This window comes from Burkholderia sp. MSMB1459WGS (assembly GCF_001534535.1).
Classification (GTDB): Bacteria; Pseudomonadota; Gammaproteobacteria; order Burkholderiales; family Burkholderiaceae; genus Burkholderia.
The window spans coordinates 1-12,937 of the sequence record NZ_LPMU01000076.1 but is presented as its reverse complement, the minus strand read 5'-3'; the positions used below and the strand labels follow the sequence as shown (position 1 = coordinate 12,937).

Genomic DNA, 12,937 nt, shown 5'->3' with positions numbered 1-12,937 from the left:
CAGTCGGGGAACAGCTCGGTGATCGCGCGCGGGTCCATCACCGCGCCCGACAGGATGTGCGCGCCAATCTCGGAACCCTTCTCGAGCACGCACACGCCGATCTCGGCGCCTTTCTCGGCGGCCAGCTGCTTGAGCCGGATCGCCGCCGACAACCCGGCGGGGCCGCCGCCGACGATCACGACGTCGTATTCCATCGATTCGCGCGGGCCGTATTGCGCGAGCAAGTCCTGTGTGGTCAAAATCCTGTCTCCTCCTGCTGCATCCCGACCGTCAGCCGGTCAGAACTGGTCTTCCGTCAACGCGAGCACGCTCTCGTTGCCCTTCGCGCCGACGATCGACGCTTCGAGCGCGCCCGCCTGCACCAGCACGTGCTCCGCATAGCATTGCGCGATCGCGATCTTCGCGTCGAAGAACGCGACGTCGTTCGCGCGGTTCGCGTGAGCGGCCACCAGCGCGCGCGCCATCTGCCACCCGCACAGCACCACGCCCGCCAGCTTCAGGTACGGCACGCTGCCCGCGAACACCGCGTTCGGGTCCTGCTTCGCGTTCGCCAGCACGTAGTCGACCACCGCCGACAACGCGCGCGCGCCCTTCTCCAGTTGCGCCTTCATCGAAGCGGCCGCCGCGCCGTCGATCTTGCCGAGCGCCGCGACCGTGTCGCCGATCTCCGCAATCAGCGCCTTCGCCACCGCGCCGCCGTCGCGCATCGTCTTGCGGCCGACCAGATCGTTCGCCTGAATCGCGGTCGTCCCTTCGTAGATCGCCAGGATCCGCGCGTCGCGGTAGTACTGCGCCGCGCCCGTCTCCTCGATGAAGCCCATCCCGCCGTGCACCTGCACGCCCAGGCTCGCGACGTCGTTCACCATCTCCGTGCTCCAGCCCTTCACCACCGGCACCAGGTATTCGTAGATGGCCTGATGACGCGCGCGCGTCGCCTCGTCCGGATGGCGATGGGCGATGTCGCTGTGCGCGGCAGCCACATACGCAAGCGCCCGCGCGCCTTCGGTCAGCGCACGCATCGTGCCCAGCATCCGGCGCACGTCCGGGTGATGGATGATCGTCACCGACTGCCTGGCCGAGCCGTCCACCGGACGGCTCTGCACGCGTTCCTTCGCGAATTCGGCCGCCTTCTGGTACGCGCGGTCGGCCACGCCGATCCCTTGCATCCCGACCCCGAAGCGCGCCGCGTTCATCATGATGAACATGTATTCGAGGCCGCGGTTCTCCTCGCCCACGAGATAGCCGATCGCGCCGCCGTGATCGCCGTATTGCAGCACCGCCGTCGGGCTCGCCTTGATCCCGAGCTTGTGTTCGATCGACACGCAGTGCACGTCGTTGCGCGCGCCGAGCGAGCCGTCGTCGTTGACCAGGAACTTCGGCACGATGAACAGCGAGATGCCCTTCACGCCTTCCGGCGCGTTCGGCGTGCGCGCCAGCACCAGGTGGACGATGTTGTCCGCCATGTCGTGCTCGCCCCACGTGATGAAGATCTTCGTGCCGAACACCTTGTACGTGCCGTCGCCCTGCGGCTCCGCGCGCGAGCGCACCAGCGCGAGATCCGAACCGGCTTGCGGCTCGGTCAGGTTCATCGTGCCGGTCCATTCGCCCGAGATCAGCTTCGGCACGTAGCGCTGCTTCTGCTCGTCGGTGCCGGCCGTCAGCAGCGCCTCGATCGCGCCGTCGGTGAGCAGCGGGCACAGCGCGAACGACAGGTTCGACGCGTTCAGCATCTCGATGCACGGCGTCGCGATCAGCTTCGGCAGCCCCTGGCCGTCGTATTCGGCCGGATGCTGCAGCCCCTGCCAGCCGCCTTCGACGAACTGGCGGAACGCTTCGCCGAAGCCCGGCGTCGCGGTCACGACGCCATCCTTCCAGCTGCTGGGATTGCGGTCGCCTTCGACGTTCAGCGGCGCCAGCACCTCGCCGCAGAATTTCGCGGACTCGTCCAGCACGGCCTGCGCCGTGTCGTAACCCGCATCCTCGAAGCCCGGCAACTGCGCAACGGCGTCGATGCCCGCGAGTTCCTTCAGCACGAACAGCATGTCCTTGACGGGGGCGTTATAGCTCATGGTCGATGTTCCAATCAGGCAGTGAATAGGAGCGCCACGGGGTCCGATACGGCAAAACCGGCCAGCGTTGGGCGACGTGATGGGCCATCCTAACGCCGGGCATCCGGATTCCCATTGTCATATCCGGCCCACATGGTGACAAAACCGGCCACGTCACGTACCGGCGGACACCGCCGTGCCCGGCGGCGAACGCCCGTCCGACGGGCGTCGGCGCCCGGTCCGCCGGTGTCGGCAATCGCAGCTCATGCGCGCCAACGGGAGCGGCTGACCGCACTCGCGCCTGCCGAGCTCGAGCGGCGAAGGAAGCCGGTTATGGGAGTGTCCGCTCAAAAACGCGCCGTGAAAACCACAAAAGGAGCCGGTTATGGGAGTCGATCCGCGCACGCGCGAATCCGCGGCTCTCCGCCCCGCGCCCGCGTCACGCCCGGCGCCGATACGTCCCCGGCGTACTGCCGGTCCAGTGCCGGAACGCGCGATGAAACGCGCTCGGATCGTCGAAGCCGATATCCGCGCCGATCGCCGCGATCGTGTCGGGCGTATCGGTCAGCCGCTGGATCGCGATATCGCGCCGCAGTTCGTCCTTCAGCACCTGGAACGTCGTCCCTTCGGCGGCCAGATGGCGGCTCAGCGTCCGCACCGAACAATGCAGATGCTCGGCCGCCTGGTCGATCGCGGGCAGATCCGGCAGCGCCGCCGACAGGTACTGCCGCACCCGATGGCACACGAGCTGTTCGCTGAACGATTCGAAGATCCAGTCGCCGGGCGCGCGCGCGAGGAATTTGCGCAGGTTGCGCTTGCTCTGCCGGATCGGCGCGTCGAGGTAATCGGCGCTGAAGCGCATCAGCGTGCGCTCGCAGTCGAACTGCACCGCGCCGGTGAAGAAGTACAGGTGATCGACCGCGTGGCGGGGCCGCGGGCACGCGAACTCGATCTGCAGCAGCGGGATTTTCTGCCCGATCAGCCAGGAGCACACGCCGTGCACGAGCTTGAGCATCAGCTCCTGGCCGAGCGCGCCGATCGGCCCGATCGCCTCGTTCGGGCGCAGCAGCACCTGCGCGACGAGATCGTCGCGCTTCGATTCGACGAAGAAGTCGTCGAGCAGGATATGGAAGAATTGCCCGAAACGATGCAGCGCCGTTTCGAGGTTGCGCGCATCGAGCAGGCTCAGGCACAGATACTTCAGCGTGCCGCCGCGCAGCGGGCGCGAGAAGATGCCGGGCATCTCGTCGTCGAGATCGATCGCGAGCGTGCGGTACAGCGTCGAGAACTGTTCCTCCGTCACGCGCGCGTGCGGCTCGCCGAGCAGCTCGATCGGAATGCCGGCGCCGCGCAGGTAGCGTTCGACCACGTCGCGCTGCACGCCCGCGCTCGCGAGAAAGCCGTTGACGAGCGAGATCGGCACCGTCGCGCTCGGCGACGGCAGCGCACGCCCGGGCCGGGCGGAAAGTGAGTCTGAGCCGGTCATCGCGTCCCCGTCGATCGAACCGACCGCATTGTACTTGAGCGGCCCGCGCGCCACCTTCGGGGCTTTCCGCACACCAGGCCGCGCAGCCGCCGCGCGACGCGTCGCCCACATCAGTCGGTGCGGCTGAGTTCCCGGCGCAGGATCTTGCCGACCGTCGACTTCGGCAGCTGGTCGACGAATCGAACCAGCTTCGGCACCTTGTACGCGGCCAGGCTCGTGCGGCAATGCGCGACGAGCTGCGCTTCCGTCACGTCGACGCCTGGCGCCAGCACCACGAACAGTTTGACGGCCTCGCCCGTGCGCGGGTCCGGCACGCCGATGCACGCGCATTCGGCCACGCCCGGCAGCGCGGTCGCCACTGCTTCCACCTCGTTCGGATACACGTTGAAGCCCGACACGATGATCATGTCCTTCTTGCGGTCGACGATCCGCAGGAAGCCGGCCGAGTCGAACACGCCGACGTCGCCGGTGCGGAAATAGCCGTCCGCCGTGAACGCGGCCGCATTCGCGTCCGGCTTCTGCCAGTAGCCGCTCATCACCTGCGGCCCCTTCACGCAGATCTCGCCCGCTTCGCCGATCGCCACCTCGCGATCCTGCTCGTCGAGCAGCTTCACGTCGGTCGACGGCAGCGGCAGGCCCGTGGTGCCCGTGAACCGATCGATCGACTGCGGGTTGAACGACACGACCGGCGACGTTTCCGACAGCCCATAGCCCTCGCGGATGAAATTGCCCGTCACCGCCTTCCAGCGCGACGAGATCACGTCGATCACCGCCGCGCCGCCGCCGGCCGACAGCTTCAGCCGCGACCAGTCGACCTCCTTCAGGCGCGGATGGCCGGCAAGCCCCGCGTACAGCGTGTTCACGCCGACGAACACCGTCGGCCGCGCGGCCTTCAGCACGTCGACGAACCCGTCCATGTCGCGGGGATTCGCGACGAGCCAGTTCTGCGCGCCGATCGCGAAGTAGGACAGGAAGTTCACCGTCAGCGCGAAGATGTGATACAGCGGGATCGCGGTGACGACGACCTCTTCGCCCGGCTGGCGCGCATCCGGCACGATCGCCGCGAACTGCGCGACGTTCGCGACGAGGTTGCGATGCGACAGCGCCGCGCCCTTCGACAGGCCGGTCGTGCCGCCGGTGTATTGCAGCAGCAACAGGTCCGCGCCGTTCAGCGCAACCGGCTCGCACGCGAGCGATTCGCCGGCGGCGATCGCGTGCGCGAGCGCGATCGAACCGGGCGGCAGTGCGTCGCACGTGCCGGCCGGCGCATCGACGACGCCGAGATCCTCGCGCCCCACGCTCAGCACGGTGCGCACGCGCGTGCCGCCGACCACCTCCGCGAACGTGCCCATCGACCCGCCGCAGACGACCGCCGCCTCGACTCCTGCGTCGTTGAGCTGATGCTCGAGCTCGCGCGCGGTGTAGTGCGGATTCACGTTAACCTGGACCGCGCCGATCTTCGCGACGGCGACGAACACGACCGGAAACGCCAGCACGTTGGGCAGCATCGCGGCCACGCGATCGCCCTTGCGCACGCCGACGACCTGCTGCAGATACGCGGCCAGCGCGGTCGACAGGCGGTCGACGTCGGCATACGTGAGCGTGCGGCCGAACGCATGGAACGCCGGACGGTCGGCGAAGCGGCGCATCGCGTCGTCCAGCAGCGCGCTGACGGAAGGATGGCAGTCGGCGTCGATCTCGGCGGGAATCGAGCCGTACGACCCGGTCCAGTGTCTGTTCGTCATGTCTCGCTCCTCGGGGACGGCACGCCGGCATGCGCGCCGTTCGCACGGCGGCCTGCACGCCGGAAGGACGCGGGCCGCCGCCTGAGCGGCGACTATCGCCCGCGCGACGCGCTTTGCAAATGATCCGGCCGGCCGAAAACATGATCGAAACGGACACGCGCATGCATGTGTCCACGTCGCTTCGCACGGCGAACGCCCGTCCGATCGGGCCGTACCGTCTGCGCATCAGGGTGAACCCTGTGGCGAACGGAATCGTTCCCGCGCAAAATTGCAAGCCGTCAACGATATCGATTCGGACGCAGGATCCCCATGTCGCGCAGTGCGCTGTTGAAACCGACGGACGCCCGTCCCCCGCGGCTGCCCGACGCCGACGCCGCCCACGCGTTGCGCGAGCAGCGCTTCACGCCGGCCAAGCTGGCCGTGCTGGTCGACGTGGCCGCGCAAGCCGGCCTCGACCCGGCGGCGGTGCTCGCCGGCACCGGCCTCGCGCCGGCCGACGTCGCGGACCCGTTCACGCTCACGTCGCCGCGGCAGTTCCTGACGGCCGCGCGCAACGCGGTCGGCCGGTACGACGGCACCGACCTCGGCGTGCGCGTCGGCCGCCTGCTGCGCGCGTCGAGCTACGGCATGTACGGCTACGCGATGCTGTGCTCGGAATCGCTCGCGCGCGCGTTCGATGCGGCCGTCAAATATCATCGGCTCGCGAACGGGATGCTGCCGATCCGCTGGGTCGAACACGGCGACACCGCGTCGTGGCTGTTTCCGGACCGCCACGAAGTCGCGCTGCCCGATCTCGACGAGCCGCTGTACCGTTTCCTGATCGACATGCAGTTCGCGCTGCACGTGACGATCATCAAGGACGTGATGGGCGGATGGTGCGTGCCCGCGCGCGCGCAGTTCGCGCAGCCGCGGCCGCCGCACGGGGCGCTGCTGGCCGACGCGCTCGAATGCCCGATCGCGTTCGACCAGCCGCATCACGTGCTCAGCTATCCGGCGGCCTGGCTCACGCGCGCACCGCAGCTCGCGAACCCGATCACCGCCGCGCAGGTGTCGTCGCACTGCGCGCAGTTGCTCGACGAATTGCGCAGCCGATCGGGTATCACGCGACGCGTATACGAGGAGCTCACCCGCACGCCGGGACAATTCCCGGACATCGACGCGATCGCCGAGAGCCTGTGCATGACCTCGCGCACGCTGCGCCGCAAGCTCGAAGCCGAAGGCACGTCGTACAGCGAACTGCTGACGAGCGTGCGCAAGGCGCTCGCGATCGACTACCTCGGCACGACCACGCTCAGCACCGAGGACATCGCGCTGACGCTCGGCTTCAGCGATGCCGTGGGATTCCGTCACGCGTTCAAACGCTGGACCGGCACGACGCCGAGCGACGTGCGGCGCAAGCGCGGCCGATGACGCCGCCGATCGCGGTCAGCGTGCGTCGCCTGCCGCCGGCGACGCCACCGCCAGCGCAAACTCGAACACCGCGCCGCGCCCGGGCCGGTCGACGAGCCGGATACCGCTGCCGTTGAGCGCCAGCATCCGGTGCACGATCAACAGGCCGAGCCCGCCGCTCGTCGCCGTGCCGCCGCTCATCGGCCGCTGCGGCCGCTGGAACAACCCTTCGCGCCGCGCCGCCGGAATCCCTTCGCCGGTATCCGACACGGTCACGACCACGCGGTCGCCCTGCGGTTCCAGCGCGATCTCGACCTCGCCGTGCGAAGGCGTGTGCCGCAGCGCGTTGTCGAGCAGGTTGGTCAGCACGCGCTCGATCATCCCGAGATCGGCCGACACGGCCGGCACGCGCGGCGGAATCCGCGCATGCAACGCGACGCCGCGCGATTGCGCGGCCAGCTCGAATTTCTGGAACACGTCCTGCACGAGATCGACGAGCGAGAACGGCTCGCGTTCGGCCTGCACGCCGCCCGATTCGAGCCGCGCGAGCTCGAACAGCGCCTGCGCGAGCCGCCCGACCTTCGCGCTCTGCGCGAGCGCGATCGACAGGTAGCGGCGCCGTTCGGGCTCGGCCAGCGTGTCGGCCTTCAGCGACAGCGTCTCCAGATAGCCGTGCAGCGACGTGAGCGGCGTGCGCAGGTCGTGCGAGATGTTCGTGATCAGTTCGCGCCGCTGCTGGTCCTGGCGCGTCAACGCGCGCCACTGCTCGCCGATCCGGTCGGCCATCTGCGCGAACGCGGATTCGAGCACCGCGATGTCGTCGCCGCGACGGCCCGGCGGCAAGCGCAGCACCGGCGGCGGCGTGTCGGGCGCGGCGTTCGCGTCGAAGTCGCGCATCGCGGCCGTCAGCCGGCGCAGCGGGCGCGTGATGAAGCCGAATGCGACGAGGCCCGCCAGCAACCCGAGCAGCGCGACGATCGCCATCGACCACAGCGTCGTGCGCAGCACGTTGCCGGCGTCGACGCGCGCGGCGAGCCGGTCATGCGCCTCGCCGAGCAGCACCACGTAGATGTAGCCCGACGGCGGCTGCCCCGCGCGCTGCAGCGGCGCGGCGCTGAACACCTTGCGCGCGTCCGGGCTGCGCGGATCGTCGCCGAGGATCGGCAGCGGCTGGCCCGCGATGAAGCGCTGCACGGGCGCGAGATCGACGCGGTCGCGCTTCACGTGGCCCGGCGGCGCATCGTCGCCCTTGATGCGCCCGGCGTTGTCGAGCAGGTACACCTCGACGCTCGGGTTCACGCCCATCAGCTGCCCGAACAGCGTGCGCACGGCGTCGGGACGCAGCCCGTTCGCGTCCATCAGCGGCGCGCTGCCGGCGATGTTGGCGGCCAGGTCGCGCGACAGCGCCTGCACGACTTCCTTCTCGCGCATGTCGTTCGCGCGGATCTGCAGCCATGCCGACGCGCCCGAGCACGCGAGCAGCAGGATCGAGAACACGAGCGACAGCCGCCGCGTGAGCGTGAGCTTCATCATGCGTCCGGCGCGGCAAGCTTGTAGCCGCGTCCCCACACGGTGAGGATCCGCACGGGCTCGGCCGGATCGGCCTCGATCTTCGCGCGCAGCCGGTTGATGTGGGTGTTGACCGTGTGTTCGTAGCCTTCGTGCTGGTAGCCCCACACGGCGTTCAGCAGGTCCATCCGCGAGAACACCTTGCCCGGATGCCGCGCGAAGAAATACAGCAGGTCGAATTCGCGCGGCGTGAGATCGATGCGCGCGCCGTCGACGCTCGCCTCGCGCGCGATCGGGTCGATCGCGAGCCCCGCGACGTCGAGCGTGCCCGCGTCGATCCGCGAATCGCGCGCGAGCGCATCGACGCGCCGCAGCAGCGCCTTCACGCGTGCGACGAGTTCGAGCACCGAGAACGGCTTCGCGAGGTAATCGTCGGCGCCGAGTTCGAGGCCGAGGATCCGGTGCACCTCGCTCGACCGGGCGCTCGTGATGATGATCGGCGTGTAGCGCGTCATCGCCCGCGCGCGCCGGCAGATTTCGAGACCGTCGACGCCCGGCAGCATCAGGTCGAGGATCAGCGCGTCCCAGCCGCCCTGTTCGAGCAGGCGCAACCCTTCGGCGCCGTCCGCGCTGTGCACGACCTCGTAGCGCTCGTCGCGCAGATGCAGGCTCAGCACGTCGGCGATGTCGGCGTCGTCCTCGACGATCAGGATACGTTTCGGGTGGTCCATGGCGGTGGGCGGCGGTACGTCGGAGCGGAGCTCGGTCACGGTTGTCGGGCGGCGATCGGGGCCGGCGCGAAGCGCGGCGGAAGGCCGCGCTGTCGCCATTGTGCAAAATTTTGCGGCGGCAAGGGATCACATTTCGTTTATGTTTGGATCGTGCCCGTGATGTGAGCCAATGTCCGCCGGGCTTCCCGCTCCGGCCCCTCAAACCCGCCACGCGTTGGCGCAGGCGGGGCAGCGCGACACCGACGATTGCGCGATAGCGTAGCCGATCGCGTGGGCGACCCGCTTGCCGTGATCGACCATCGCGGAGATGGGCCGGGCGATCGCGATGGGCGACCACGACGCGTTCCGCATCGGGATCAAATGTTCTTGATCGCCGTGCCTTGCGCAGTCGCTTCGACGAAGTGATCCGCCGGCATCGGACGCCCGAGCAAGAAGCCCTGCAGCGAATTGCAGCCGAGACGGGTCAGGAACTGCTGCTGCGCGGTCGTTTCAACGCCCTCCGCGACGATCTTCAGGTCGAGTGCCCGTCCGAGCGCGACGATCGCGGAAATGATCGCGGCATCTTCGGTATCGTGTTCGAGATCCCGGATGAATCCCCGATCGATCTTGAGCTCGCTGGCCGGCAAGCGTTTCAGATACATCAAGCTCGAATAACCCGTTCCGAAGTCGTCGATCGAAATTCGCACCCCCATGTCGTGAAGCTGCTGCAGGATTCTCAAGCTGGCGTCGGCATCGCGCATCGCGGTCGATTCGGTGATCTCCAGCGTCAGGCAGTGCGGCTCCAGCGCATGCCGCTGCAACGCAGCCTCCACGACCCGGATCAGGCTCGCGTGACCGAACTGCAACGGGGAAAGGTTCACTGCCATCGTCCAGTCGGTTCGACCTGCATCCCGCCACTCGCGCATCTGCCGGCAGGCCTCGTCCAGTACCCACTCGCCGATCGACACGATCAATCCGGTCTTTTCCGCAATCGAGATGAACTGATCGGGCGAAATGAGGCCGCGCGTCGGGTGGTTCCATCGCAACAGCGCCTCGACGCCCATGATCGGTCCATCGGGGACTTCGAACTTCGGCTGGTAATGCAGGACCAGCTCACGCCGCTCCAGCGCCAGACGGAGTTCCTGCACGATTTTCAAGTGCTCGCGGACATTCGCGTTCATCGATGCCTCGAAGAAGCAGTACGCGTTTCGGCCGAGCGCCTTGGCGTGATACATCGCTGCATCGGCATTGGTCATCAGCTCGCGAAAATCACTGCCGTTGCCGGGATAGAGCGCGATCCCGATGCTGGCCGACACGCGCAACTCGTGTTCGGACACGTGGAACGGCGCCCGAATCACCGCCAATACCTTGTCCGCCACGTCGGCCGCGTCGGCGGGCTCGTTCACCGCCACGACCAGCACGAACTCGTCGCCCCCCAGACGGGCGATCGTGTCCTGCGAGCGCAGGTTCGCGCCGATGCGCCCGGCCACTTCAACCAGCAGCAGATCGCCGACGTGATGACCATAGGCGTCGTTGACGGCCTTGAATCCGTCGAGGTCCATGAACATCAGCGCGAAACATCCGTGCTCGCGATCGGTGCTCTGGATCGCCTGGTCGATCCGGTCTTCGAGCAGCACGCGGTTGGGGAGCTTGGTAAGGGTGTCGTGCAGCGCCAGATACGTCAGCTCCTGGTTCGCTTCGGCCAGCGATGTCGCCAGTACCGCCGTGCGGGATTCCAGACGCAGGTCGAGGACGGAAACGATCAGCGCGATGGCGAGTATCGCCAACGTGGCCACGACGATGACGAGCGCAAGCCCGCTGGGATCCATGCTGGAACGGGCGGCCCCGCAGATGCTGCCCACCGGGAACCGGGCGGCCGCCATTCCCGTATAGTGCATGCCGGCGATGGCGGCCCCCATCAGGACTGCGGCGCCCAGATTGAGCAGCCGCACCCGAGACGAACCGGCTCGCCGAATGAATACGATCCACAGCACGGCGCCCGATGCGACGACGGCAATCGCGACCGACAGGCAGACGAGCAACGCGTCGTACTGGATGCCCGGCGACATGCGCATCGAAGCCATGCCCGTGTAATGCATTCCCGCTACGCCGGCCCCCATCAACATCGCGCCGCCACCAAGCCGGCGCCACTCGAGCCTGCCCCGACAGACGAGCCACAGCGCAACCGTGGAGCAGCCAATGGCGATCAGCAACGAAAGCGCCGTAATGGCCGGATCGTATCCCAGCGGAATCGGCAACGCGAAGGCAAGCATGCCGACGAAATGCATCGACCAGATGCCCGCCCCCATCACGCTGGCCGCGCCTATCAGCCACCAGTGTGCGGCGCGCCCGTTGGCCGTCTTGATACGCCCGGCCATGTCCAACACGGTGTAGGACGCCAATATGGCGATGAGGAGCGAAAGAAGAACGAGCAACGCGTTATAACTTGTCGGCAGCATTGTTTACAGGTCGCTTTCGATTTGACGATAACGGCCCCCCGGCTAGCCGGGGGATTCGCGGGAAAGTCGGGCACAAACGGAAAGCGGTGTCCGAAGGCATGGACTGGTGGTGTGACGCGTCAGGCGATTCCGACGACTACCGCTTGCAGCGGCGGATCATAAACGCGCCCTCCCGTTCAGGGAAGGATTTACCGTTATTTACCGTTGCGGGGGCGTTGGAAGACGCTGGCGGGAATCAGAACGTGTGACGAATGCCGACCGCAAACGTTTTGCCGGTGGGGTGAGCGCTCAGCTTGTCGTAAGAATAAATCGCGTATATGTCCGTCCGTTTCGACAGAAGGTGGTTGTAGCCGACGGACGCGGTGTTCCGCAGGCTGCTGGCCGCTCGGGTAGCGCCGGACCGTTTCGTACGCGCCCATTCCGCCAGCAGGAAGTCGGCCGGCGACAACGGGATCGACAAGGGCGTCAGGATCGCGATGACCATGCCCGGAATCCCGCCGATCAGGAACATATATTCCCAGCCGAAACGCGGAACGCACGGTCGCGCAATCTCTCGTCGGACCTTCGGCTGGGCGTGTCCGCCGTGTTCCTGCGCTCCATCTGAACGGCCCGGCACGGTATATTCGCAGTCCTGATCGATCGGGATATCGATCTGCGCCCCGCGCGTCGTGTCGTCGGGCGCCGGTTTGCGCGACGAACGGCACGGCGGGCGACGGGCGGCGCAACTTCTCCCTTTGCGCCGCCGCTCTCGCGCCGCCCTCTAGTACGACTTGCCGCCCACCGTCGCCGCTTCCAGTTCGCGCGTGATGATCTGCGTGCCGCCCACGTCGGCGACCGACTTGACCAGGCCGACGCCCGGCGCGAGCCAGTCGTCCGCGATCGTCTTGCTCGTCAACGCCGGGTTGGTGAAGGTCTCCGTCGTGTGATAGTGGCAAGCGTTCGCGAAGACCTTGCCGTTGCGGAGACTGACCGTTTCGCGCGCGACGTACGTCCGCTGGATCGAGACGGACGTTTGCGCGCCGCCTGCCGGAAAGACCGGCGTATCCACGTAATTCACCGTTTCGCTTCCCGCGAGGCCGATCGTCTCGACATAGGGCGGCGAGTTCACGTCCCGCAATGCAAGCGTGCCGCCGCTGTAGACCTCGCCACCGTAGTTCGTGCGCACGCCATTGCCGACAAGGTAGTAGTGATTGGTCTGAATCGGCGAGCCTGTCGTGGTTTCGGCCTGCTGCGTGAGCGCCACGCCGTTGAACGTCGCCGGCGCGTAAGTCCGCGTGTACACGCCGTTGTCGACCGACGGGCTCTGCGACGTCGCTTGCGTATACATGTGCAGTTGCACGGTATCGCCCTGCTGGTAAACCGGATCGCACTCGACGTTCGAGGCGGTCGGCGAACCCGAATTGCCATCGGGTGCGCCCGTGGTCGGCGTGCCGCCGCTCGAGCCGCCGCCACCGTTGTTGCTCGTCCCCGATCCGCCGGACGCCGCGGGCGAGGAATTGTTGTCGCCGCCGCCGCAAGCGGTCAGCGCGAGGCAGGTCAATGCAATCAGTACAGCGGCTTTCATCGGGGTCCCCTTTCAAACGAACTGGAC

At 67.6% G+C, this 12,937-nt stretch carries 9 protein-coding genes and 1 pseudogene; 1 reads left to right on the top strand and 9 read right to left on the bottom strand.

Features of this window, described 5'->3' with window-relative positions:
* From WT97_RS29700 to WT97_RS29685, 4 genes are all read right to left on the bottom strand, one after another.
* The coding region (locus tag WT97_RS29700; RefSeq protein WP_373558484.1) for an NAD(P)/FAD-dependent oxidoreductase at positions 1 to 194 on the bottom strand (194 nt) is incomplete at its 3' end.
* Between the two features lie 84 nt (positions 195 to 278).
* The gene (locus WT97_RS29695; RefSeq protein ID WP_060354924.1) at positions 279 to 2,069 is read right to left on the bottom strand and encodes an acyl-CoA dehydrogenase; all 1,791 of its coding nucleotides are present in this window, start codon (positions 2,067 to 2,069) and stop codon (positions 279 to 281) included.
* Positions 2,070 to 2,487: 418 nt separating this feature from the next.
* Entirely contained in the window at positions 2,488 to 3,645 is a 1,158-nt protein-coding gene (locus WT97_RS29690) for an AraC family transcriptional regulator (RefSeq protein ID WP_060354923.1), read from the bottom strand.
* Complete coding sequence (locus tag WT97_RS29685; RefSeq protein WP_060354922.1) at positions 3,645 to 5,279, bottom strand: AMP-binding protein; 1,635 nt, start codon at positions 5,277 to 5,279, stop codon at positions 3,645 to 3,647. Before WT97_RS29685 ends, WT97_RS29690 begins: the two co-directional genes overlap by 1 nt.
* A gap of 309 nt (positions 5,280 to 5,588) precedes the next feature.
* Here WT97_RS29685 and WT97_RS29680 point away from each other — a divergent pair, with 309 nt between their 5' ends.
* Positions 5,589 to 6,689, top strand: coding sequence for an AraC family transcriptional regulator (locus tag WT97_RS29680; protein WP_060354921.1), 1,101 nt, complete (start codon positions 5,589 to 5,591; stop codon positions 6,687 to 6,689).
* 15 nt (positions 6,690 to 6,704) lie between these two features.
* Here the strand turns inward: WT97_RS29680 and WT97_RS29675 are convergent, their stop codons facing one another.
* The 5 genes and pseudogenes from WT97_RS29675 to WT97_RS29655 form a co-directional block, all read right to left on the bottom strand.
* Positions 6,705 to 8,198 (bottom strand): HAMP domain-containing sensor histidine kinase, encoded by a 1,494-nt coding sequence (locus tag WT97_RS29675; protein WP_060354925.1) that lies wholly within the window; start codon positions 8,196 to 8,198, stop codon positions 6,705 to 6,707.
* Entirely contained in the window at positions 8,198 to 8,908 is a 711-nt protein-coding gene (locus WT97_RS29670) for a response regulator transcription factor (protein WP_059503486.1), read from the bottom strand. Before WT97_RS29670 ends, WT97_RS29675 begins: the two co-directional genes overlap by 1 nt.
* Positions 8,909 to 9,264: 356 nt before the next feature.
* Complete coding sequence (locus WT97_RS29665; RefSeq protein WP_060354920.1) at positions 9,265 to 11,346, bottom strand: bifunctional diguanylate cyclase/phosphodiesterase; 2,082 nt, start codon at positions 11,344 to 11,346, stop codon at positions 9,265 to 9,267.
* Positions 11,347 to 11,581: 235 nt separating this feature from the next.
* Positions 11,582 to 11,806: pseudogene (locus tag WT97_RS29660) on the bottom strand (porin); the annotation flags it as partial.
* A gap of 300 nt (positions 11,807 to 12,106) precedes the next feature.
* Complete coding sequence (locus WT97_RS29655; protein WP_060354918.1) at positions 12,107 to 12,910, bottom strand: hypothetical protein; 804 nt, start codon at positions 12,908 to 12,910, stop codon at positions 12,107 to 12,109.
* Positions 12,911 to 12,937 lie beyond the last annotated feature (27 nt).

What these genes read in the sequence shown, in the direction of transcription:
- WT97_RS29695 (WP_060354924.1), bottom strand. Translation starts at nt 2,069, where the DNA reads ATGAGCTATAACGCCCCCGTCAAGGACATGCTGTTCGTGCTGAAGGAA.
- WT97_RS29690 (WP_060354923.1), bottom strand. Translation starts at nt 3,645, where the DNA reads ATGTGGGCGACGCGTCGCGCGGCGGCTGCGCGGCCTGGTGTGCGGAAA.
- WT97_RS29685 (WP_060354922.1), bottom strand. Translation starts at nt 5,279, where the DNA reads ATGACGAACAGACACTGGACCGGGTCGTACGGCTCGATTCCCGCCGAG.
- WT97_RS29680 (WP_060354921.1), top strand. Translation starts at nt 5,589, where the DNA reads ATGTCGCGCAGTGCGCTGTTGAAACCGACGGACGCCCGTCCCCCGCGG.
- WT97_RS29675 (WP_060354925.1), bottom strand. Translation starts at nt 8,198, where the DNA reads ATGAAGCTCACGCTCACGCGGCGGCTGTCGCTCGTGTTCTCGATCCTG.
- WT97_RS29670 (WP_059503486.1), bottom strand. Translation starts at nt 8,908, where the DNA reads ATGGACCACCCGAAACGTATCCTGATCGTCGAGGACGACGCCGACATC.
- WT97_RS29665 (WP_060354920.1), bottom strand. Translation starts at nt 11,346, where the DNA reads ATGCTGCCGACAAGTTATAACGCGTTGCTCGTTCTTCTTTCGCTCCTC.
- WT97_RS29655 (WP_060354918.1), bottom strand. Translation starts at nt 12,910, where the DNA reads ATGAAAGCCGCTGTACTGATTGCATTGACCTGCCTCGCGCTGACCGCT.